The organism is Stenotrophomonas sp. NRRL B-14846, from assembly GCF_050473585.1.
Lineage (GTDB): Bacteria > Pseudomonadota > Gammaproteobacteria > Xanthomonadales > Xanthomonadaceae > Stenotrophomonas.
In genome coordinates this window covers 2666003-2689203 of record NZ_JBFLUN010000022.1, presented here as the reverse complement: position 1 = coordinate 2689203, position 23201 = coordinate 2666003, and the positions used below count along the sequence as shown (strand labels likewise).

The window sequence follows — 23201 nt, the reverse complement described above, 5'->3', positions numbered from 1 at the left end:
GCACCTGCAGAATCAACGTCAACGTCAAAAGCCTGCATTCCGTGGGATGGCGGGGTGGATCCGGTTGCGGGAGACGCCGTAAACCCCGCTCCGCGGTCCGGCCCAGCCGCTGGCGGCTGTGCGTTCGGGCGCTTTCGAAGCAGTGCTTCGCAAGCAAAGCACCCTCACCCATGGGGGCTTGGCCGCGGCATCCATGCCGCGGACACTCCCGCAACCGGACCCACCCCGCCTTCGACAGTTTTCCGCGATCTGTCGGAACGACGCTCGGGGTCAGATCCGTTTTCCGAAGGAAAACGGATCTGACCCCAGATGTATTTCGATATCTGACAGATGTGTCGACCAAGGTCGACACCCACCAACAGCAGCGACCATCTGTCAGAGGTGGGGCGGTGTCGCAGTGCGGGGTGTCAGCCGCATGGATGCGGCTGCCAAGCCTACAGGGACGTACTTGCGGCGTCCCCGCGCTGCGACACCGCCTCGCCAACCCACGGAATGCTCGCTGTTGCTGTTGCTGTTGCTGTTGCTTCGGCTTCGGCCTCTGCGGGTGCAGGGCCGCAGGCCCTGCCGAACCCCTCACTCCGCGACGTGCTCGACCTGCCGTGGCTCCGGCTTGGTATCGGGCAGCTGCCAGAAGATCATCGTCGAAGTCAGCGTGATCGCGCCCACGCACAGGAACGTGGCATGCAACGCCGCAGTGGCGTCGGTGCTGTCCAGGTGGGTGCCGAACGCGGCCAGCAGGCTGCCGGCGGCCGCGGCGCCGAAACCGGCGGCCAGCATCATCACCATCGACAGCAGGCTGTTGCCGGAACTGGCGAATTCGCGATCGAGATCGCGCAGGGTCACGGTGTTCATCACGGTGAACTGCAGGGAATTGACCGCACCGAAGAACGCCAGCTGCATCAGGCGCCAGGCCAGGTGCTGGCCGGGTGTCATCAGGATGAAGCTGGCCATCGCCAGGCCGACCAGCACGGTGTTGACCATCAGCACGCGGCGGTAACCGTAGCGCTCGACCAGCTTCACCGCCAGCTGCTTGGAGACCATGCCGGCGGCCGCCACCGGCACCATCATCAGGCCGGCATGCATCGGGCCCAGGCCGAGGCCGACCTGCAGCAGCAGCGGGATCAGCATCGGCATGGCGCTGCTGCCGATGCGCGAGAACAGGTTGCCGAGAATGCCGATGCGGTAGCTGGGCACGCGGAACAGGGCCAGCGAGAACAAGGGCGCGGTGGAGTTGGCGGCATGCAGCCAGTAGCCGACCAGCGCGGCCAGGCCGGCCACGGTCATCAGCATCACCAGTGCGTGTGGCGTGCCGAGCCCGGAGATGCCGTCCAGTGCCAGCGACAGCACCACCATCGCGAAGGCCAGCATGATGTAGCCGCGCAGGTCGAAACGGGTGCGATGGCTGGCGTAGTGGTCGGGCATGATCTTCATCGCGGCGATGAAACCGATCACGCCGATTGGCAGGTTGATCAGGAACACCCAGTGCCATGAGGCGATCTCGACCAGCCAGCCGCCGAGTGTCGGGCCGATCAGCGGGCCGACCAGCGCGGGGATGGCGATGAAGCTCATCGCGCGCAGGAAATCCTCGCGCGGCACCGAACGCATCACCGCCAGCCGGCCGACCGGCAGCAGCATCGCACCGCCGATGCCCTGCAGCACGCGCGCACCGACCAGCTGGTGCAGGTGCTGGGCCAGCGCGCAGGCCAGCGAGCCGAGGGTGAACAGGATGATCGCCACCAGGAAGGTGCGCCGGGTGCCGTAGCGGTCGGCGATCCAGCCCGAGGCGGGAATGAAGGTGGCGACCGCCAGCGCATAGCTGAACACCACCGATTGCATCTGCAGCGGGCTCTCGCCCAGGCTGGCCGCCATCGCCGGCAACGCCGTGTTGACGATGGTCGAGTCGAGCATCTGCATGAAAATCGCCAAGGACACCAGCCACAGCAGGGGGCGGTGGCGGTTGTAGGTCGATGACGATGTAGGCATGGCGTGCGGCCGGTGCAGCGTGGGGGCCGCCATGATCGCGCAATGCGGGTCACGGCGCGATCAAGGTCGCGCCGTACCTGCATGCGGAATGCTCAGCGTTGGCTGTGCGCGTGCACCGCGTCGACCAGCACCTGTACATGCGCAGGGTCCATGTCCGGCGACATGCCATGGCCGAGGTTGAACACATGGCCCTCGCGCGAACCGCCGTTGCCGGCCGCATAGGTGTCGAGCACGCGCGCGGCGGCCGCGGCGATCGCATCCGGTGAGGCGTACAGCGTGGTCGGGTCGAGGTTGCCCTGCAGGGCGACGCGGCCACCGGTGCGGCGCATCGCTTCGTCCAGGTCCAGCGTCCAGTCCAGGCCCAGTGCATCGGCGCCGGTCTGCGACAGGGCTTCTAGGTGCAGGCCGGTGCCCTTGCCGAACAGGATCAGCGGGGTGCGCTCGCTGCCCTCGCCACGGTCCAGGCCCTGCGCAATCCGCTGCAGGTAACGCAGCGAGAACTCGCGGTACATCGCCGGCGACAGCACGCCGCCCCAGGTGTCGAATACCTGCAGCGCCTGCGCACCGGCCGCGCGCTGCGCGCCGAGGTAGGCGATCACCGCGTCGGTGGTGACTTCCAGCAGGCGGTGCAGGGCCTGCGGATGGTTCAGCGCCATCGCCTTGATGCGCGCGAAATCCTTGCTGCCGCCGCCTTCCACCATGTAGCAGGCCAGCGTCCAGGGGCTGCCGGAGAAGCCGATCAGCGGCACCTGGCCGTCCAGCTCGCGGCGGATCAGGCGTACCGCATCCATCACGTAGCCCAGGTCCTGTTCCATGTCCGGCACCGCCAGCCTGGCGATGGCCGCTTCATCACGCACCGGATGGCGGAACTTCGGGCCTTCGCCTTCGACGAAGTACAGCTCCAGGCCCATCGCATCGGGAATGGTGAGGATGTCCGAGAACAGGATGGCCGCGTCCAGCGGGAACCGGCGCAGCGGCTGCAGGGTGACTTCGCAGGCGATCTCCGGGGTCTTGGCCATGGCCAGGAAACTGCCGGCCTTGGCCCGGGTTGCGCGGTATTCCGGCAGGTAGCGGCCGGCCTGGCGCATCAGCCAGACGGGGGTGCAGTCCACCGGTTCGCGGCGCAGGGCGCGCAGCAGGCGATCGTTGCGGAGAGGGCTGGTCACGATGGGCATTCCTTGGACGGGAGGAGCAGCGGCGTCAGTCGCCGTGCGAGAGGATCTGGAAGCCACGATGCAGTTCGGCATCGCGGGCCTTCTCGAAGGCGTGGCGGGCTTCGTCGGCCTGCAGGAACAGCTCGCGCCGCAGCTGCGAGCGGCTGCCGACGCGGCCGCTCTCGCGCAGCAGCTCCCAGCCGCCGAACAGGTCCGGCAGCAGGCTCAGGCGCAGGAAGCGCGGTGCCTGCGCACCGGCGTCGGGATGTTGCAGGTAGACGTGCATGGCGCCGATTGTAGCGGGGCACGGGTGACCCCTGCCGCAACGCGGTGGTGCCGGCCGCTGGCCGGCAACGTCATCAACGGGGAAGCCGGCCAGCGGCCGGCACTACCGGGCCGACAGCACCTTCAGCACCGCCGTTTCTTCCACGTCCGGTACCACTTCGGCGCGGCCCATGCCGCGCCACAGCACCAGGCGCAGGCGGCCGGCCACGTTCTTCTTGTCCAGGCGCATGCGGCCGAGCAGGGCCTGTGGGTCCAGCCCGGCCGGGATCGCCACCGGCAGGCCGAGGCGTTCCAGCAGCGCCTGCAGGCGCGCGCGGTCGGCATCGTCGGCCAGGCCCAGGTCGGTGGACAGCGTTGCCGCCAGCACCATGCCCACCGCCACCGCTTCGCCGTGGTTCAGCGCATCGCGGCCCGGGGCCGAGTAGCCCTGTTCGGTCTCGATGGCATGGCCGAAGGTATGGCCGAGGTTGAGCAGGGCACGCTCGCCCTTCTCGAACGGATCGCGCTCGACGATGGCGGCCTTGTGCCGGCAGCTGCGCGCGATGGCTTCGGCCAGTACCGCATCCTCGCCGGCCAGCAGCGCATCGGCATGCTGCTGCAGCCACTCGAAGAACACGGCATCGCCCAGCGCGCCGTACTTCACCACTTCGGCCAGGCCAGCACGCAGCTCGCGCGGCGGCAGCGTGGCCAGCACGCGGGTATCGGCGATGACCGCGCGCGGCGGATGGAACGCGCCGACCAGGTTCTTGCCGGCCGGAATGTCGACGGCGGTCTTGCCGCCCACCGACGAATCGACCATTGCCAGCAGGGTGGTCGGCAGCTGCACGCAGTCCACCCCGCGCATCCAGCAGGCGGCAGCGAAACCGGCAAGATCACCGACCACGCCGCCGCCGAGGGCGAACACGCAGGCGTCTCGGGTGGCGCCGAGCGCGGCCAGTGCTTCGATCGCGCGGCCGAATTCGGCCAGGGTCTTGGAGGCTTCGCCGGCGGCCAGCACGTGCTCGCCGACGATCAGGTCGGGGCGCGCAGCCAACAGCGTCTGCTTGATCGACGCCAGATAGCGCGGGGCCACTTCGCTGTCGCTGAGCAGCAGCACATGACGGCCGCGCACGTGCGAGGCCAGTGCGGTGCCGTCGGCCTGGGCACCGGCGCCGATGGTGATGGAGTAGGGGCGGTCGCCGCCAACGGCGACCTGCAGCAGGGCGGGGGAGGTCATGCGGTCAGGTCCTGGCGCTGCCATTGCGTGGCCAGCTTGACTACCAGCTGGGCGGTCGCATCGGCAGCGGTATACGGGTCGGTGTCGAGGGTGAGGTCGGCCAGTTGGCGGTACAGCGGGTCGCGGTGTGCGGCCAGATCGTGCAGCACCTGCTCGCGGTCCGGACGCTGCAGCAGCGGCCGGCCCTTGTCGCGGGCCAGGCGCTCGAGCTGTTCGGCCACGCTGACCCGCAGATAGACCACGAAGCCGCGCCGGGCGATCAGTGCACGGTTGTCCGGATCCAGTACGGCGCCACCACCGGTGGAGACCAGCTGGCCGCGGCCTTCCAGTACCCGCGCAAGCGCCTGGCGTTCATGGCTGCGGAAGCCGGCTTCGCCGGAGTGCTCGAAGAGGGTCGGAATGCTGGCGCCGGCGGCATCGACGATGGCCTGGTCGACATCGACGAAGTCCAGCGTGAAGCGCTCGGCCAGGCGGCGGCCGATGCAGGTTTTGCCGGCGCCCATCGGGCCGATCAGGATCAGGTTCGGAGCAGGATTCATGCCCTCTGATGCTAACACCTCCGTGCCCCGGCCTTTACGTTCTTCACGTCAGGGTAGGCGTTCCTGCGGGGTCTCCCGCGCCAGCCGGAGTACAGGCCATGACGGTCGCCAAGGTCATCGAAATCACCGCCTCCTCGCCGAAGAGCGTGGAGGACGCCGTACGCAGCGGGCTGAAGAAGGTCTCCGAGACGGTCAAGGGCATCCAGGGCGCCTGGGTGAACGAGACCAAGGTGGTCACCAACGGCAGCGGCGAGATCACCGAATGGCGGGTCAACCTGCGGGTGACCTTCCTGGTGGAATAGACGCGCTCAGCGCACGTCCTGCACCTGGCGCTGGCCGTCCAGCACCACCACATGGTCGGCGAGGGCGGGCAGGGCGTGCAGCGCCTGCCGGCTGACCCGCTCGTAGTACTGCACGAAACGCTCCAGCTGTGGCCGGCTCATGCCGTGCCGGCCCGGCTGCGCGGCCTGCAGGTTCTGCTCCTGCTGCCAGCGCCAGCGCGGTACCACCGAGAAGTCCGGTGGCTGCAGGAACCACAGGCGGTCGCAGCGCTGCCACAGCGCCGGGTAGTCGCGGGCCAGCGCCTGGTTGCACCAGCGCCGCCAACGGCCATCGGCGTCGGCTTCGCGTTCCAGTGCGTTCAGCGGGCTGTCCAGCGCGTCGTCATCCTGCGCAGGCGTGCCCAGGAACCAGCCTTCGAATACCAGCAGGTCCAGCGGTTGTTGCAACTGCGGCCATTGCGCTTCGGGCAGGCGTTCATCGGCGAGCTTGTCGAAGCGCGGCATCGCGAAAGGCTGGCGTGCGGCCACCGCGTCCAGCACGGCATGGGCCAGCGGGAGGTCATGGGTGCCCGGCGGGCCGCGGGTGATCAGCAGCGGGTGCACCTGGCGGGCCAGCCGTTGGCGCTGTGCGCGGGTCAGGTAGACATCATCGATCGACAGCGTGGCCGCGTTCAGGCCGCGCGCCTGGGCGCGCGCCACCACCTGCGCAGCCAGCGTCGATTTGCCGCTCCCCTGCAGGCCGCTGATCGCCAATACTGGAACCGCTGCACCGCTGGCCAGCGCATCGTCCAGCGCCTGTTCGGCCAATGTTTCGGGGAATCCTTTCACCTGGGGCATATACGCAGCAGCGACCATGCAGCCACAATAGCCCAATCCGTGTGAGAAGAACGCAATCATGAGCGACCTGTACGCCGAAGCCCTGTCCACGTTTGCCGGCCTGTTCGAAGAGGCCAAACAGAGCCGCGAGGTCGAGCCGAACGCGATGACCGTGGCCACCGCCGATACGCAGGGCCGACCCTCGGCGCGCACCGTGCTGCTGAAGGCCTTCGACGAGCGCGGCTTCGTCTTCTACACCCATCTGGATAGCCACAAGGGCCAGGAACTGCAGGCCAATCCACAGGCCGCACTGCTGTTCCTGTGGCGCAGCCTGCGCGAGGCTGGCATCCAGGTGCGCATCGAAGGCCGTGTCGAGCAAGTGGCAGACGCCGAGGCCGATGCCTATTTCGCCAGTCGTCCGCGCATGAGCCAGATCGGTGCGTGGGCCTCGCAGCAGTCGAAGACGCTGGCAACCCGCGAGGAATTCGACGCGCGCGTGGCCGAAATCGAGGCCCGTTTCGAGGGCAAGGACGTACCGCGACCGGACGGCTGGAGCGGCCTGCGCGTGGTGCCTGACCGCATCGAGTTCTGGTACGGCGCGCAGTTCCGCCTGCACGAGCGCTGGTGCTATGAAGCCGGTGCCGAAGGGCGCTGGAGCAAGCGCCTGCTGTATCCGTAAGGCTGCCCGATGCAACGCCTGCCGCTGTACCGCGTGGTGGTGTTCGTGCCATCGGCAGCACTGGATGCGGTGAAGCAGGGCATCCTCGCAGTGGACGCGCTGGCGGCCGGCGACTACGAGCACGGGATGTGGTGGTCGGCGCCGGGGTTCGAACAGTTCCGTCCGCGCGTGGGTGCGTCGCCCGTGCAGGGTGAGGCGGGTCGCACCGAGGTGGTCGACAGCGTGCGCCTGGAGTTCTGCCTGCCTCGTAATCTGCAGCGGCTGCAGCGCATCTTTGAACAGGGCATCGTGCCGCATCACCCGTGGCAGGTGCCGGTGGTGCAGGTGGAGGAAATCGAGCTGCTGCTGGCCGACGGGCGGCTGTTGTAGAGCCGAGCCATGCTCGGCTGCTTTTGCTCTGGCGCGTAAAGCAGTCGAGCATGGCTCGACGCTACAAGAGCGGATTGTCGCATTCGGACCCGTGCGTCTTCATCTGCCGGCAGGCAACCAACCGGCACACTCCGACGAATGCCCTCGACTTCCGGAGTTGCCATGCCCTCCTGGCGTTGCCTGTTTGCCGTGCCTCCACCACGCCGCGGCGTGGAAGCCTTCCTGCTGCTGCTTGCCCGCATCGTCGCCGGTGTGATGTTCTGCGTATCCGGCTGGAACAAGGTGTTCACCGACGCGGGGCGCGAGCGCATGGTGCATACGCTGGTGGATGCGGGCATTCCGTTCCCGGTGTTCAGTGCGCCGGTGCTCGGTGCGATCGAATGGATCGCCGGCGGCCTGCTGGTGCTGGGCCTGTTGAGTCGCCCCTCGGCGCTGCTGCTGGCGGGCATCTGTGCGGTGGCCGCAATGACTGATGGCATCGCGCGCATTCCTGCTGGATTGAGCGTGCCCGATTGGCTGAGCTGGTTCTTCTACCTGAGCGAAGTGCCGCTTGGGGTACTGCTGCTATGGGTTGCGGCGGTAGGGAGCGGTCGGTTCGCCATCGAGGCGCGTTGGGCGCGCTCGCGCAATCTGTAGAGTCGAGCCATGCTCGACTACAGAAAGCAGTCGAGCATGGCTCGACGCTACAGATTCTCCGCGCGCAGCCAGCGCCACAGCGTAGTGCGTGAGACGCCCAGCGCCTGCGCCATCCCCTCGCGATCATTGCGATGTTCCTGCAGCAGCGTCTGCAGCTGCGCACGCGGCGGGCGCTTGCCGTTGTTCTCCACCGGCAATGCTACAGCGCCCTCATTCACCAGTTCGGGGGCCAACTGCAGCAGTCGCGCAGCATCAATCAGGCCTTCTCCTGGCTGCCAGTGGATGCGCAGGCGATCCACCAGATTACGCAGTTCACGCACGTTGCCTGGCCACTCGGCTGCGGTCAGCACCGCCAGTGCATCCTCATCCAATGGCGCGTCGATGCCACGCAGCTGGCGGAAGAAATGCTGCGCCAGCAGCGGGATGTCGCCGCGTCGGGCGCGCAGCGAGGGCAGGGCAATCCGCAGCGCAGCCAAGCGGTAATACAAGTCTCGGCGGAAGCTGCCGACGGCCGCGCGCTGCTCCAGCGACTGCAGGGTGGCGGCGACCACGCGCAGGTCCACCGGCGTCGGTTCGGTGGCACCCACGCGCAGCACTTCACGTTCCTCCAGCACGCGCAGCAGGCGGGTCTGCAGCGGCAGCGGCAGTTCGCCGATTTCGTCCAGGAACAGGGTGCCGCCGTCTGCGGCTTCAACCAGGCCAACGCGGCCGCCACGGCGTGCGCCGGTGAAGGCGCCATCGCTGTAGCCGAACAGCTCCGCTTCCAGCAGTGATTCGCTGATCGCGCCGCAGTTCAGCGCCACGAAGCGTCCGCGACGACCGCTGGCGGCGTGCAGCTGGCGCGCCACCAGTTCCTTGCCGGTGCCGGTTTCGCCGCTGACCAGCACGGTGCTGTCATGTGGGGCGTAGAGCGCGATCTGCGCGCGCACCTGCGCCATCGCGTCGCTGCCGCCGAGCAGTTCATGCGCGTCGGCACGCGTTGCTGGGCGCCGGCGCGGGGCAGGGCGGTTGCTGCCGGAACGTGCCAGGGTCTGGGTCAGTTCCAGCGCATGTTCGAACGCCTGCCGCACCGAGTCAGCCGAATACAGCAGCACCCCGGGCAGGCCGGCCTGCTCGGCGTGGTCGATGGCCATGCCAGTGCCGACGATCACTTCGATGCCGTTGGCGCGCAGGTCGGCGATGCAGTCGCGTGCGTCCTCGCGGGTGACGAAGCGGCGATGCTCGATGTCCAGGCCGAAACTCTGCTGGAAGTTGCTGAACACCGGTACGTCGCTGGCGTGGGTGACCAGGCCGATGCGGCTGGCGATGCGGCGGGCGCGGGCCAGCGCCTCCATCAGGTCGAAGCCGTTGGCCTGGATCGGCACCAGCGGCAACTCCAGCCGGCCGCGCAGCCAGGCGGCGTTGGAGCCACCGGCGATCACCACGTCGCAGTGCTCGCGACGCAGGCGCTGGCCGATCACCTCCACCGCTTCCTCGAAGCCGAGGTTGATCTGCTCGATGCGCGCGCGGCGGTCGAACTCGGGAATGACGTCGCCGAGCAGGCCGGTCAGCCGCGAGACGCTGACCGTCCAGATCACCGGGCGGCCGGGGTCGGCATCGGCGTGGCGCAGGGGTGAGCGGGGCAGGTACATGACGGTAAGGGGCGATCAGGGTGTTTCATGATACATCTGTTTCAATGTTTCATTTGTTTCACTGCTGCATGCCGGTCATCCCCGTGAAATCAACTGCTTGCAGCTTGGCATGGTGCTTGCGCCTACCCATCCGTTCTTCAACCTGGATTGCCGCATGACTGCTTCCGCCCCTTTTTCCGCCGGTGCCCGTTTCCGTGAGGCGCTGGCTGCCGAATCGCCGCTGCAGGTGATCGGCGCGATCAACGCCAACCACGCCCTGCTGGCCAAGCGCGCCGGCTTCCGTGCCATCTACCTGTCGGGCGGCGGCGTTGCCGCGGGCTCACTGGGCCTGCCGGACCTGGGCATCAACACCCTGGAAGACGTGCTGGTGGACGTGCGCCGCATCACCGATGTCTGCGACCTGCCGCTGATGGTCGACATCGACACCGGCTTCGGCCCGAGCGCGTTCAACATCGCGCGCACCGTGAAGTCACTGATCAAGGCCGGCGCGGCCGCCTGCCACATCGAGGACCAGGTCGGCGCCAAGCGTTGCGGCCACCGTCCGGGCAAGGAGATCGTCTCGCAGGGTGAAATGGTCGACCGCGTGAAGGCTGCCGCCGATGCCAAGACCGATCCGGACTTCTTCCTGATCGCACGCACCGACGCCATCCAGGTGGATGGCGTGGACAAGGCCATCGAGCGCGCCATCGCCTGTGTCGAGGCCGGTGCCGATGGCATCTTCGCCGAGGCGGCCTACGACCTGGATACCTATCGCCGCTTCGTCGACGCGGTGAAGGTGCCGGTGCTGGCCAACATCACCGAATTCGGCGCCACCCCGCTGTTCAGCCGCGATGAACTGGCCTCGGCCGGCGTCGCCATCCAGCTGTTCCCGCTGTCGGCGTTCCGTGCCGCCAACAAGGCTGCCGAGAACGTCTACCAGGCGGTGCGCCGCGATGGCCACCAGCGCAACGTGGTGGAAACCATGCAGACCCGCGAAGAACTCTACGACCGCATCGGCTACCACGCCTTCGAGCAGCAGCTCGATGCACTGTTCGCCGCCAAGAAATAAGCAGTACCCTGCACCATCAAGTTTTCGGAGGGAAACATGAACGATACGACCGCAACCCCGACTTTCAAGCCGAAGAAGTCCGTCGCCCTGTCCGGCACCGCTGCCGGCAACACCGCGCTGTGCAGCGTGGGCCGCAGTGGCAACGATCTGCACTACCGTGGCTATGACATCCTGGACCTGGCCAACACCAGCGAGTTCGAGGAAATCGCCTACCTGCTGGTGCATGGCAAGCTGCCGACCCGCGCCGAGCTGGTTTCGTACAAGGCCAAGCTGAAGTCGCTGCGTGGCATCCCGGCCGCGGTGAAGGCGGCGCTGGAAGAACTGCCGCCGTCGGCGCACCCGATGGACGTGATGCGCACCGGCGTGTCCGTGCTCGGCTGCGTGGCGCCGGAGAAGGACGACCACAACCATCCGGGCGCGCGCGACATCGCCGACAAGCTGATGGCCTGCCTCGGTTCGATGCTGCTGTACTGGTACCACTGGAGCCACAACGGCCGCGCCATCGACGTGGAAACCGACGACGACTCGATCGGTGGCCACTTCCTGCACCTGCTGCACGGCGAGAAGCCGCAGGAGTCGTGGGTGAAGGCGATGCACACCTCGCTGATCCTGTACGCGGAACACGAGTTCAACGCCTCGACCTTTACCTGCCGCGTCATCGCCGGTACCGGCAGCGACATGTACAGCGCGATCTGCGGTGGCATCGGCGCGCTGCGCGGCCCGAAGCACGGCGGCGCCAACGAAGTGGCGTTCGAAGTGCAGAAGCGCTACGACAACCCGGATGAGGCTGAGGAAGACATCAAGGCCCGCGTCGAGCGCAAGGAAGTGGTGATCGGTTTCGGCCACCCGGTCTACACCGTCTCCGATCCGCGCAACAAGGTGATCAAGGACGTGGCCCGCGAGCTGTCCGAAGAACAGTCGAGCATGAAGATGTACGACATCGCCGAGCGCCTGGAATCGGTGATGTGGGACATCAAGAAGATGTTCCCGAACCTGGACTGGTTCAGCGCCGTCAGCTACCACATGATGGGCGTGCCGACCGCGATGTTCACCCCGCTGTTCGTGATCGCCCGCACCGCCGGCTGGAGCGCGCACATCGTCGAACAGCGCATCGACGGCAAGATCATCCGCCCGAGCGCCAACTACATCGGTCCGGAAGACCGCGACTTCGTCGCCATCGACAAGCGCGTCTGATCCACCTGCTGTACCCATCCGGCCGGCCGCGTGCCGGCCGGATGCTTTCGCCGCCGCACCGCCGGCACCCGGCCCGCCTCAAGCACTCCGCCAGCCCATGAATACCGATTACCGCAAGAACCTCCCCGGCAGCACGCTGGATTATTTCGACGCGCGTGCCGCTGTCGATGCGATCCAGCCCGGCGCCTATGCCACCCTGCCGTACACCTCGCGCGTGCTGGCCGAGAACCTGGTGCGCCGCTGCGATCCGGCCACGCTCGGCGATTCGCTGAAGCAGCTGATCGAGCGCCGCCGCGACCTCGATTTCCCGTGGTTCCCGGCGCGCGTTGTGTGCCACGACATCCTCGGCCAGACCGCACTGGTTGACCTGGCCGGCCTGCGTGATGCGATCGCCGACAAGGGCGGTGACCCGGCCAAGGTGAATCCGGTGGTGCCGGTGCAGCTGATCGTCGATCACTCGCTGGCGGTGGAGTGCGGTGGTTTCGATCCGCAGGCGTTCGAGAAGAACCGCGCCATCGAAGATCGCCGCAACGAAGATCGCTTCCACTTCATCGACTGGACCAAGCTGGCGTTCGAGAACGTGGATGTGATTCCGCCGGGCAACGGCATCATGCACCAGATCAACCTGGAGAAGATGTCGCCGGTGGTCTACGTGCAGGACGGCGTGGCCTTCCCGGATACCTGCGTGGGTACCGACAGCCATACGCCGCACGTGGATGCGCTGGGCGTGATCGCGATTGGTGTTGGCGGCCTGGAAGCCGAGAACGTGATGCTGGGCCGCGCGTCGTGGATGCGCCTGCCGGACATCATCGGTGTCGAGCTGACCGGCAGGCCGCAGCCGGGCATTACCGCCACCGACGTGGTGCTGGCGCTGACCGAGTTCCTGCGCAAGGAGCGCGTGGTCGGTGCGTATCTTGAATTCTTCGGCGAGGGTGCTGCGGCACTGACCATCGGTGACCGCGCCACCATTTCCAACATGTGCCCGGAGTACGGCGCGACCGCCGCGATGTTCTACATCGACGGGCAGACCATCGATTACCTGCGCCTGACCGGCCGCGAGGAATCGCAGGTGGCGCTGGTGGAGAACTATGCCCGCACCACCGGCCTGTGGGCTGACGATCTGGCCACCGCGCAGTATGAGCGCGTGCTGCGCTTCGACCTGTCCAGCGTGGTGCGCAACATGGCCGGCCCGTCCAACCCGCACAAGCGCGTGGCGACCGCCGAGCTGGCCGAGCGCGGCATCGCCGACGAAGCCAAGCTGGAAGCGGGCAAGGCCGAGCAGGCGCAGGGGCTGATGCCCGATGGCGCGGTGATCATCGCCGCCATTACCAGCTGCACCAATACGTCCAATCCGCGCAACGTGATCGCCGCCGCACTGCTGGCGCGCAAGGCCAACGAGCGTGGCCTGCTGCGCAAGCCGTGGGTGAAGTCGTCGCTGGCGCCGGGTTCGAAGGCGGTGCAGCTGTACCTGGAAGAGGCGGGCCTGCTGCCGGACCTGGAAAAGCTCGGCTTCGGCATCGTCGCCTTCGCCTGCACCACCTGCAACGGCATGAGTGGCGCGCTGGATCCGGCGATCCAGCAGGAAATCATCGACCGTGACCTGTATTCCACCGCCGTGTTGTCGGGCAACCGCAACTTCGATGGCCGCATCCACCCGTATGCGAAGCAGGCCTTCCTGGCTTCGCCGCCGCTGGTGATCGCCTATGCCATCGCCGGCACCGTGCGCTTCGACATCGAGAAGGACGTGCTGGGCGTGGATGCCGACGGCAACGAGGTGCGTCTGAAGGACATCTGGCCGAGCGACGCCGAGATCGATGCGGTGGTGAAGGCCTCGGTGAAGCCGGATCAGTTCCGCCGCGTCTACAACCCGATGTTCAACGTGCGCGTGGAGCACGGTGCGGCGGTCAGCCCGCTGTACGACTGGCGCCCGCAGAGCACCTACATCCGTCGCCCGCCGTACTGGGAGGGCGCACTGGCCGGTGAGCGCACGCTGTCTGGCATGCGCGCGCTGGCGGTGTTGCCGGACAACATCACCACCGACCACCTGTCGCCGTCCAACGCGATCCTGGCGTCCAGTGCCGCCGGTGAGTACCTGGCGAAAATGGGCCTGCCGGAAGAGGACTTCAACTCCTACGCCACTCACCGCGGTGACCACCTGACCGCGCAGCGCGCCACCTTCGCCAACCCGAAGCTGTTCAACGAGATGGTACGCAACGACGACGGCAGCGTGAAGCAGGGTTCGCTGGCGCGCGTGGAGCCGGAAGGCAAGGTGATGCGCATGTGGGAAGCGATCGAGACCTACATGGACCGCAAGCAGCCGCTGATCATCATTGCCGGTGCCGACTACGGCCAGGGCAGCTCGCGTGATTGGGCCGCCAAGGGCGTGCGCCTGGCCGGCGTGGAGGCGATCGTGGCCGAAGGCTTCGAGCGCATCCACCGCACCAACCTGATCGGCATGGGCGTGCTGCCGCTGGAGTTCAAGCCGGGCACCACCCGCCTGACCCTGGGCATCGACGGCACCGAGACCTTCGATGTGATCGGCGAGCGCACCCCACGCGCCGACCTGACCCTGGTCATTCACCGCCGCGACGGCCAGGACGTGATCGTGCCGGTCACCTGCCGCCTGGACAGCGACGAGGAAGTGGCGATCTACGAAGCCGGTGGCGTGCTGCAGCGCTTCGCCCAGGACTTCCTGGAAGGCGCCAAGGTGGCGTGATGCCGGGCTGAATGCCTGCCCCCGGCGGCCGGGGGCGGGCTTGTCCGACACCGGGGCAGGGCGCACACTGAATTGGCAAAAACTGCCAAAGGAGAGTTCCATGGCCACCATGAACATTTCGCTGACCGATCCGCTCAAGCAGTTCGTGGACGAGGAAGTGCGCGAAGGCGGCTACTCCAGTACGTCGGATTATGTGCGTGACCTGATCCGCCAGCGCCAGCGCAGCAAGGCTGAAGCGCTGCTCAAGCAGTTGATAGCCGAGGGGCTGGCGTCGGGGCCTGCCGTTCCGGTGACAGCGGCTACATTCGAGCGGATGCGTCGCGAACTGACCGAAAGGATGGAGCGTGAAGGCGATTGAATGGAGGCCCCGGGCCGAAGCCGACGCAGCCGATGCCGCGCTGTGGTTCGCACGGCAGGGTGGCCTGGTACTGGGTCGGCGCTTTCTCGCCGAGTTGGAGGCCACGCTTCAACGCATCGCGGTGTTTCCAGGCTCGGGTTCCACCCGGCACGCCGATCTTGCAGCGCAACTGCCGGTGCCTTTGCGCTTCATGCTGGTTCCGGGCTTCGAACGCTACCTCGTCTATTACCTCGATCTACCGGACCGCGTGGACATCATGCGTGTGTGGTGCGTTGATCGTGGCCTTGTCGCACTGATGCAAGACATTTCCTGAAATTCAAACGCGTGGATTCGACGATGACCTTCCTCCCGCAACTCCGTATTCCCGCCACCTACATGCGCGGCGGCACCAGCAAGGGCGTGTTCTTCCGCCTGCAGGACCTGCCCGAAGCCGCGCAGATGCCCGGCGCCGCGCGCGATGCGCTGCTGATGCGCGTGATCGGCTCGCCCGATCCATATGGCAAGCAGACCGATGGCATGGGCGGCGCTACCTCCAGCACCAGCAAGTGCGTGATCATTTCCACCGCCTCGGTGCCCGGCCACGACGTGGACTACCTGTATGGCCAGGTGTCGATCGACACCGCCTTCGTCGACTGGAGCGGCAACTGCGGCAACCTCAGTACCGCAGTGGGTCCGTTCGCGATCGCCAATGGGCTGATCGATCCGGCCCGCGTACCGCGCGATGGCCTGTGCACCGTGCGCATCTGGCAGGCCAACATCGGCAAGACCATCATCGCCCACGTGCCGATGCGCGATGGCGAAGTGCAGGAGATCGGCGATTTCGAGCTGGACGGGGTGACTTTCCCGGCGGCCGAGATCCAGCTGGAATTCATCGATCCGTCCGATGACGGCGATGCGGGCGCGATGTTCCCGACCGGCAACCTGGTGGACACGCTGGACGTACCGGGCGTGGGCAGTTTCGAGGTGACGATGATCACCGCAGGCATCCCGACCATCTTCCTCAACGCCGCCGACCTGGGCTACACCGGCACCGAGCTGCAGCCGGCGATCAACGAGGACAAGGCCGCACTGCAGAAATTCGAGACCATCCGCGCACATGGCGCGCTGCGCATGGGCCTGATCTCGAAACTTGAAGACGCAGCGACCCGCCAGCACACGCCGAAGGTGGCCTTCGTGGCGCCGGCGCAGGACTACGTGTCGTCCAGCGGCAAGTCGATCCCGGCCTCGGCCATCGACCTGCACGCACGTGCGCTGTCGATGGGCAAGCTGCACCACGCGATGATGGGCACCGCCGCCGTGGCGATCGGTACTGCGGCGGCGATTCCGGGCACCCTGGTCAATCGCGCGGCCGGTGGTGGTGAACGCGAGGCGGTGACCTTCGGCCACCCTTCCGGCACGTTGCGCGTGGGCGCGCAGGCCGGTCTCGTTGACGGCCAGTGGACGGTGACCAAGGCCATCATGAGCCGCAGCGCCCGCGTGCTGATGGAAGGCAAGGTGCGGGTGCCGGCCGAGTAACCAGGCGGTTGGCGCTGGCATCACACGCTTCGGTAGATGCCAACCTTGGTTGGCATGGCATCGGCACCGCCCGGGCAACGTCCAGCGCCAACCAAGGTTGGCGACTACCGGGATGCGCGGCCTGACCTGCTTTTCTGAAGAGGAGATCGACAATGTCCGACAACCACACCCCCTCCAACGAGCGTGCAGCGTGGGATGCGCTGCTGGTGGACATCGTCGACTACGTGCGCGACGCGCGCATCGACTCACCCCTGGCGTTCCAGACCGCGCACCGCTGCCTGCTCGACACCCTGGGCTGCGGCCTGGAAGCGCTGTCCTTCCCGGCCTGCAGCAAGCTGCTTGGTCCCCTGGTGCCGGGCATCAGTGTGGTCAATGGCGCGCGCGTTCCGGGCACGCACTACGTGCTGGACCCGGTGCAGGCCGCCTTCAACCTCGGTGCGATGGTGCGCTGGCTGGATTTCAACGACACCTGGCTGGCCGCTGAGTGGGGCCACCCGTCGGACAACCTGGGCGGCATCCTCGCCGTCTGCGATTGGCTGGGCCGCAACGCCCCGGCCCTGCGCCGCCCGCCGCCGACCATGCACGACGTGTTGCTGGCGATGATCAAGGCGCACGAGATCCAGGGCGTGCTGGCCCTGCAGAATTCCTTCAACCGGGTCGGGCTGGATCACGTGGTGCTGGTCAAGGTGGCCACTACCGCGGTGGTCGCGCAGCTGCTCGGGCTGGATCGCGAACGCATGCTCAATGCGCTGTCACTGGCATGGGTCGATGGCCAGTCGCTGCGCACCTACCGGCACGCGCCCAACACCGGCTCGCGCAAGAGCTGGGCGGCCGGCGACGCGACCAGCCGTGGCGTGCGCCTGGCGCTGATGGCGGCCAGTGGCGAGATGGGCTACCCCAGCGTGCTGAGTGCGCCGACCTGGGGTTTCGAAGCGGTATCCATGCATGGCCAGGCGCTGACGCTGGGGCGACCGCTGGGCAGCTACGTGATGGAGAACGTGCTGTTCAAGATCAGCTACCCGGCCGAGTTCCACGGCCAGACTGCGGTGGAGGCAGCGATCGCGCTGCACCAGCAATTGCGCGCGATGGGGCGGCAGGTCGAGGATATCGCGCACATCGCCATCCGCACCCAGGAAGCCTGCATCCGCATCATCGACAAGAGGGGCCCACTGCACAATCCGGCCGACCGCGACCACTGCGTGCAGTACATGATCGCCATCGCGCTGCTGCATGGGCGGCTGGTGGCCGAGGACTATGAGGACGACGTGGCGGCGGATCCACGCATCGACGCACTGCGCGCGAAGATGGCCTGCCATGAGGATCTGCAGCTCAGCGCCGACTACCTGGACCCGGACAAGCGCAGCATCGCCAACGGCCTGAGCGTGCGCTTCAACGATGGCACTGAGCTGCCGGAGGTGCTGGTGGAGTACCCGCTCGGCCATGCCCGCCGCCGCGAGGAAGGCATTCCGCTGCTGATGGACAAGTTCCGCCGGCACCTGGCCCACCGTTTCCCGACCGCCCAGCAGCAGCGCATCCTGGCGGCATCGCTGGACCCGGTGGCGCTGGCGGCGATGCCGGTGACCGACTACGTGGATCTGTACCTGCCGGGGTAGGGGGCTTCGCCGGATCTGGCGCTGCGCCTGCTTGCCGGGCACGTGGCTGCACCTGCTTTGGTAGGTGCCAACCTTGGTTGGCACGGCCGACGCCAACCAGGGTTGGCGGCTACCGGTCCAGCCGGCCAGCGGCCGGCACTACCCGCCCGGGGCAATTGCCGGATTCGCGTCAACACCTTGACGCGGCCTGCCTATAATGGCCGCCTCGATCAAGGAGTGACGACATGAGCGGTCCGGCACGGCGGAAGCGGTGGGGATGGGCGGCGGCGATACTGGCAGGAGGCCTGTTGCTGGGCCTGGCCGGCTGCCGCAACGACAGCGGGCAGCTGCCCAAGGCCAGTGGTGAAGCCATCACCACCAAGGCCGAGCAGGTGAAGGAGTTCACCCTGCTGCGCGCCTACCCGGACCAGAAGAATGACGGCCTGTCGCTGGCGCTGGAGTTCTCGCGCCCGCTGGTCGGCACCCAGGATTTCGACAAACTGGTGCGCTTCGAGGAGAAGGTCGGCACCGACGACAGCAGCTGGACGCTGTCCGATGACGGCCTGACCCTGCGTTACCCGTTCGTAGAGGCCGGCAAGGAGTTCAGCCTGGTGGTCTCGCCGGACCTGCTGGCCGCCGATGGCAGCCGCCTGGGCAAGGAACTGAAGCAGAAGGTGTTCAGTGGCGAACTGAAGCCGGTGGTTGGTTTCGCGTCGCAGGGCAGCGTGCTGCCGGCCAAGGACAGCCGCGGCCTGCCCGTGGTCTCGGTGAACGTGCCGGAAGTCGACGTCGAATTCCTGCGCGTGCGCGAGAAGGACCTGCCGACCTTCTTCAGCCAGTACCAGCGCGGCGGCCGCCGTGGCAGCTGGGAACTGAGCAGCGACTACGAACGCAGCCCGATCAACAAGCTGGCCGAGCCGGTCTACGTCAACCGCTTCATCCTCGGCGGCAAGAAGAACGAGCGGGTGCTGACTTACCTGCCGACCCAGGACATCAAGGAGCTGCAGGAGCCGGGCCTGTACTTCGCCCTGCTCAAGCGCACCGGTGATTACGAAGGCGAGTTCGATACCGCGTTCTTCTCGGTCAGCGACATCGGCCTGCATACCCGCGCCTACAAGGACAAGCTGTTCGTGCACACCGCCGGCCTCAAGGACGGCGCGCCACTGAAGGGCATCGACCTGCGCGTGCTCGACGCCAAGGGCGAGGTGGTACTGAAGGGCAGCACCGATGGCAATGGCAATGCGCTGCTGAACTACACCCTGGATGCCACCCACGTGCTGGTCGCCAGCAGTGGCAAGGACACCAGCTTCCTGCCGTTCAACCAGCCGGCGCTGGACCTGAGCGAATTCGCCGTGGCCGGCCGTGACAATGCCTGGTTCGACGTCTATGCCTGGTCCGGGCGCGACCTGTACCGCCCGGGCGAGACCGTGCGCCTGTCCGCGCTGCTGCGCGACAATGACGGCAAGCCGGTCAAGGCCCAGCCGGTGTTCCTGCGCCTGAAGCAGCCCGACGGCAAGACCTTCCGCGAGACCCGCCTGCAGCCGGGCGACCAGGGCTACATCAACTTCGAGCAGGTCATCCCCGCCGAGGCGCCGACCGGGCGCTGGCAGGTCGAGTTCCGCACCGACCCGGCCAGCAAGGAAGCGATCCAGGGCATGACCCTGCGCATCGAGGAGTTCCTGCCCGAGCGCATGAAGCTGGACCTGGACAGCGCGCAGAAGACGCTGAAGCCGGGTGAGGATCTGCGGCTGCAGGCCAATGGCGCCTATCTGTATGGCGCGCCGGCCGATGGCAACCGCTTCACCGCGCGCATGGCGGTGGCCGCCGAGCAGAAGCCGGTGGACGGCCTGCCGGGCTACTTCTTCGGTGACCCGACCCTGCAGCTGCCGCGCGAGGCCAAGGACGTGATCGATACCACGCTGCCGGCCAATGGCCAGCTGCGTGAGGACGTGGCGTTGCCGGAAGAGGCGGCCAAGGCCAAGGCACCGATCGCCGTGGTGCTGTCCGGCAGCCTGTATGAAACCGGTGGCCGCACGGTCACCCGTACCCTGAAGCGGGTGATCTGGCCGGCCAATGCGCTGGTCGGCGTGCGGCCGCTGTTCAACCCCGACGATGGTGCTGATTCCAATGGCAACGCACGCTTCGAACTGATGCGCGTGGATGCCGCCGGCACACCGCAACCGGCCAAGGGCCTGAAGATCACCCTGGTACGCGAACTGCGCGACTACCACTGGACCTTCAACGACAATCGCTGGGATTACGATTTCACCCGCCGTTTCGAGAACAAGGAAACCCGCACCGTCGATGCCGGCAGCAGCGCGGTCGCCTTTGATTTCCCGGTGGAGTGGGGCGAGTACCGGGTGGACGTGTTCGATCCGTCCACCGGCCTGACCAGCCGCTACCCGTTCCGCGCCGGCTGGAGCTGGGGCGATGACAACCGTGGCCTGGATGCACGCCCGGACAAGGTCAAGCTGGGCCTGGACAAGACCGGCTACAAGGCCGGTGACACCCTGGAGGTGACGGTGACCCCGCCGCACACCGGCAAGGGCATCCTGATGGTCGAGACCGACCGCATGCTGTACGTGCAGGACATCGAGGCCAAGCCGGGCTCGACCTTCAAGATTCCGGTCACCGCCGACTGGGAACGCCACGACGTCTACATCACCGCGCTGGTGTTCCGCGGCGGCAGTGCGCCGAGCAAGATCACCCCGGCCCGTGCGGTGGGCGTGGTGCATGTGCCGATGGACCGCAAGGGCCGCACCGTGGCCGTCGGCCTGGTCGCGCCCAAGCAGATGCGCCCGGAGCAGGACCTGCCGGTAACGGTCAGCGCACCGCAGCTGGCGGGCAAGACCGCCCACGTCACCGTGTCGGCGGTGGACGTGGGCATCCTCAACATCACCCGCTTCCCGGTGCCGGACGCCGGCGCGCACTTCTTCGCGCAGCGTCGTCTCGGCATTGATGCCTACGACATCTACAGCCGGGTGATCGAGAGCTTCGACGGTGGCGCGGGCAAGCTGAAGTTCGGCGGTGACATGGCCCTGCAGGCATTGCCGCAGGCCAAGCGCCCCACCGCGCGCGTGCAGACCGTGGACCTGTTCTCCGGCCCGGTGCAGCTCGATGCCAAGGGCAATGCCCGCATCCGCCTGAAGGTGCCGGACTTCAATGGCACCCTGCGCGTGTCGGCGCTGGTCTACAGCGATGACCAGTATGGCAAGCGCGATGTGGAAACCATCGTGCGCGCGCCGATCCTGGCCGAAGCCAGCATGCCACGCGTGCTGGCCCCGGGCGACCGCAGCACGGTGACCCTGGACGTGCAGAACTTCACCGGCAAGCCGGGCCAGTTCAACGTGAAGGTGGAAAGCGAAGGCCCGTTGAATCTGGGCGAGGGCAGCCGCAGCGTGCAGTTGAATGCCGATGCCAAGACCACGCTGAGCTTCCCGCTGTCGGCGCGCGAGGGCCACAGCGTGGCCAAGGTGCGCGTGCGGGTGGATGGCAACGGCTTCAAGGCCGATCGCCGCTACGACCTGCCGGTGCGTGCGGCGTGGCCGCAGGTGCTGCGTTCGCAGGTGCGCACGCTCGATCCGCTGGCCGCGGTCAGCCTCGACAACAGCCTGACCGATGGCCTGATGTCCGAGTCGGTGAATGCCCGCCTGCTGGTCAGCCCGCTGCCGCCGATCCCGTTCGCCAGTGCGCTGCAGGGCGCGCTGAACTACCCGTACGGCTGTGCCGAGCAGACCACCAGCAAGGGCTACGCCGCGCTGATCCTGGACCAGGCGACATCGTCGATGCTCGGTGCCGACGGCCTGGATGCCAAGACCCGTCGCGAACGCATGGAAGGTGCGTTCGGTCGCCTGGCGTCGATGCAGGTGGCCAACGGCAACTTCTCGATGTGGGGTGACGACGGCTACGTGAACCCGTGGCTGACCCCGTACATCACCGAGTTCCTGCTCGATGCCAAGGACGCCGGTTTCGCGGTGCCGGACAACGTGCTGCAGAAGGCACTGAACCGGCTCAGCGAGGACCTGCTGTCCGGTGGCAACCAGTTCTACGGCCAGGACGACCGCGAGAAGCTGAAGTTCGCCAACCAGGCGTATTCGGGCTACGTGCTGGCCCGGGTCAACCGTGCGCCGCTGGGTACCCTGCGCACGCTGTACGACAACGAGCGCAGCAAGGCGGTCGGTGGCCTGTCGCTGGTCCATCTGGGCGTGGCGCTGTCGTTGCAGGGCGATGCCAAGCGTGGCCAGGCCGCGCTGGCGGCGGCCTTCGCCAAGTCCAGCAGCGAACGCCCGTCGTACTTCGGCGACTACGGCAGCGCCATCCGTGATGACGCGCTGATGATCGCGCTGACCCACGAAAACAAGCTGGCCAAGCCCGCGTGGGACGCGCGTGCGGTCGATCTCGGCCGTGGCCTGGATGCCCGCCGCAATGCCGGCTGGATGTGGCTGAGCACGCAGGAACAGGTGGCGATTGCCCGCCTCGGCAAGGCGCTCGCCGCCAACCAGAAGGCGCTGGTGGCCGGTGAGCTGGTGATTGGTGGCAACACCGAAGCCATCGGCGAGCGCAAGCTGTTCGGCCGCAACTTCAGCGCCAGCGAACTGGCCAGCGGCGTACGCTTCACCCCGCAGGGCCAGCCGCCGATGTTCGCCAGCATCGACGTGGCGGGCATCCCGCGCAGCGCACCGGCGCCGGACAACAGTGTGCTGGGTGTCGAACGCAGCTACTACGGCACCGATGGCAAGCCGTGGTCGCCGCGCCCGCTGAAGGAAGGCGAAGCACTGATCGTGCGCGTGACCGTCACCGCCGACACCACGATGCCCGATGCACTGCTGACCGACCTGCTGCCGGCCGGCCTGGAGATCGAAAACTTCAACCTGGGCGACGCCAAGCAGTGGGCCGACGTGGTGGTCGATGGCATCACCATCAGCGACCGCGGAGAAGCTGCCGATACCAAGCACGAGGAGTTCCGCGACGACCGCTACGTGGCCGCGCTGAAGCTCTCGCGTGGCAGCAAGGCCAACGTGTTCTACCTGGTGCGTGCGGTGACGCCGGGAACCTACTCGGTGCCGCCGCCGCTGGTGGAGGACATGTACCGGCCGCAGCTGCGTGGCGTCGGCCGCAGCAACCCGACCACGATCACGGTGGTGCAGCCGTGACCGCGCGGACGGGCCGCGACGGCGCGGCCCGTCCCG

At 67.3% G+C, this 23201-nt stretch carries 19 protein-coding genes; 12 read left to right on the top strand and 7 right to left on the bottom strand.

Annotation, left to right across the window (positions count from 1 at the left end; genetic code table 11):
• Window positions 1-573: 573 nt before the first annotated feature.
• The 5 genes from mdtD to AB1281_RS14670 all read right to left on the bottom strand — a co-directional run bounded on the left by mdtD (window position 574) and on the right by AB1281_RS14670 (window position 5177).
• The gene (mdtD, locus tag AB1281_RS14690; RefSeq protein WP_101766438.1) at window positions 574-1983 is read right to left on the bottom strand and encodes a multidrug transporter subunit MdtD; all 1410 of its coding nucleotides are present in this window, start codon (window positions 1981-1983) and stop codon (window positions 574-576) included.
• 92 nt (window positions 1984-2075) lie between these two features.
• Complete coding sequence (gene hemE / locus AB1281_RS14685) at window positions 2076-3158, bottom strand: uroporphyrinogen decarboxylase (protein ID WP_049443006.1); 1083 nt, start codon at window positions 3156-3158, stop codon at window positions 2076-2078.
• Window positions 3159-3183: 25 nt separating this feature from the next.
• Entirely contained in the window at window positions 3184-3423 is a 240-nt protein-coding gene (locus tag AB1281_RS14680; RefSeq protein WP_014038141.1) for a WGR domain-containing protein, read from the bottom strand.
• A gap of 102 nt (window positions 3424-3525) precedes the next feature.
• Window positions 3526-4638, bottom strand: a complete 1113-nt coding sequence (gene aroB, locus AB1281_RS14675; protein WP_430346256.1) for a 3-dehydroquinate synthase — start codon at window positions 4636-4638, stop codon at window positions 3526-3528.
• On the bottom strand, window positions 4635-5177 hold the full coding sequence (locus AB1281_RS14670; protein ID WP_430346255.1) for a shikimate kinase: 543 nt from the start codon (window positions 5175-5177) through the stop codon (window positions 4635-4637). Before AB1281_RS14670 ends, aroB begins: the two co-directional genes overlap by 4 nt.
• A gap of 98 nt (window positions 5178-5275) precedes the next feature.
• Here AB1281_RS14670 and AB1281_RS14665 point away from each other — a divergent pair, with 98 nt between their 5' ends.
• A complete protein-coding gene (locus AB1281_RS14665) occupies window positions 5276-5479 on the top strand; it encodes a dodecin family protein (protein WP_005410663.1) in 204 nt (67 codons plus the stop codon).
• Window positions 5480-5485: 6 nt separating this feature from the next.
• Here the strand turns inward: AB1281_RS14665 and AB1281_RS14660 are convergent, their stop codons facing one another.
• Window positions 5486-6313, bottom strand: coding sequence for a kinase (locus AB1281_RS14660; RefSeq protein ID WP_430346254.1), 828 nt, complete (start codon window positions 6311-6313; stop codon window positions 5486-5488).
• Between the two features lie 40 nt (window positions 6314-6353).
• On the opposite strand from AB1281_RS14660, the gene pdxH reads away from it, so the two are divergent.
• From pdxH to AB1281_RS14645, 3 genes are all read left to right on the top strand, one after another.
• Window positions 6354-6953 (top strand): pyridoxamine 5'-phosphate oxidase, encoded by a 600-nt coding sequence (gene pdxH / locus AB1281_RS14655; protein WP_180847988.1) that lies wholly within the window; start codon window positions 6354-6356, stop codon window positions 6951-6953.
• 9 nt (window positions 6954-6962) lie between these two features.
• Entirely contained in the window at window positions 6963-7322 is a 360-nt protein-coding gene (locus AB1281_RS14650; protein WP_430346253.1) for a hypothetical protein, read from the top strand.
• Between the two features lie 162 nt (window positions 7323-7484).
• Window positions 7485-7958 carry a DoxX family protein gene (locus AB1281_RS14645; protein WP_430346252.1) on the top strand — a complete coding sequence of 158 codons (474 nt, stop codon included), beginning with the start codon at window positions 7485-7487 and terminating at the stop codon, window positions 7956-7958.
• A gap of 47 nt (window positions 7959-8005) precedes the next feature.
• On the opposite strand, the gene prpR is transcribed toward AB1281_RS14645, so the two are convergent.
• Window positions 8006-9589: a propionate catabolism operon regulatory protein PrpR gene (gene prpR, locus AB1281_RS14640; RefSeq protein ID WP_430346251.1), complete on the bottom strand. Its 1584-nt coding sequence runs from the start codon at window positions 9587-9589 to the stop codon at window positions 8006-8008.
• Window positions 9590-9743: 154 nt separating this feature from the next.
• On the opposite strand from prpR, the gene prpB reads away from it, so the two are divergent.
• The 8 genes from prpB (at window position 9744) to AB1281_RS14600 (ending at window position 23165) form a co-directional block, all read left to right on the top strand.
• Window positions 9744-10637 carry a methylisocitrate lyase gene (gene prpB, locus AB1281_RS14635; protein ID WP_005418360.1) on the top strand — a complete coding sequence of 298 codons (894 nt, stop codon included), beginning with the start codon at window positions 9744-9746 and terminating at the stop codon, window positions 10635-10637.
• Between the two features lie 36 nt (window positions 10638-10673).
• The gene (prpC, locus tag AB1281_RS14630; RefSeq protein WP_014038133.1) at window positions 10674-11831 is read left to right on the top strand and encodes a bifunctional 2-methylcitrate synthase/citrate synthase; all 1158 of its coding nucleotides are present in this window, start codon (window positions 10674-10676) and stop codon (window positions 11829-11831) included.
• Window positions 11832-11928: 97 nt separating this feature from the next.
• Window positions 11929-14547 carry a Fe/S-dependent 2-methylisocitrate dehydratase AcnD gene (gene acnD, locus AB1281_RS14625; RefSeq protein WP_430346250.1) on the top strand — a complete coding sequence of 873 codons (2619 nt, stop codon included), beginning with the start codon at window positions 11929-11931 and terminating at the stop codon, window positions 14545-14547.
• Window positions 14548-14647: 100 nt separating this feature from the next.
• Window positions 14648-14905 carry a type II toxin-antitoxin system ParD family antitoxin gene (locus tag AB1281_RS14620; protein ID WP_032127809.1) on the top strand — a complete coding sequence of 86 codons (258 nt, stop codon included), beginning with the start codon at window positions 14648-14650 and terminating at the stop codon, window positions 14903-14905.
• Window positions 14892-15218: a type II toxin-antitoxin system RelE/ParE family toxin gene (locus AB1281_RS14615; RefSeq protein WP_049443014.1), complete on the top strand. Its 327-nt coding sequence runs from the start codon at window positions 14892-14894 to the stop codon at window positions 15216-15218. The genes AB1281_RS14620 and AB1281_RS14615 overlap by 14 nt, the downstream gene beginning before the upstream one ends.
• Before the next feature lie 23 nt (window positions 15219-15241).
• Complete coding sequence (prpF, locus tag AB1281_RS14610; protein ID WP_430346249.1) at window positions 15242-16420, top strand: 2-methylaconitate cis-trans isomerase PrpF; 1179 nt, start codon at window positions 15242-15244, stop codon at window positions 16418-16420.
• Window positions 16421-16572: 152 nt separating this feature from the next.
• Window positions 16573-18033, top strand: coding sequence for a bifunctional 2-methylcitrate dehydratase/aconitate hydratase (locus AB1281_RS14605; protein WP_430346248.1), 1461 nt, complete (start codon window positions 16573-16575; stop codon window positions 18031-18033).
• A 224-nt stretch (window positions 18034-18257) separates the two neighbouring features.
• Entirely contained in the window at window positions 18258-23165 is a 4908-nt protein-coding gene (locus AB1281_RS14600; protein WP_430346247.1) for an alpha-2-macroglobulin family protein, read from the top strand.
• The last annotated feature ends 36 nt before the right edge of the window (window positions 23166-23201 follow it).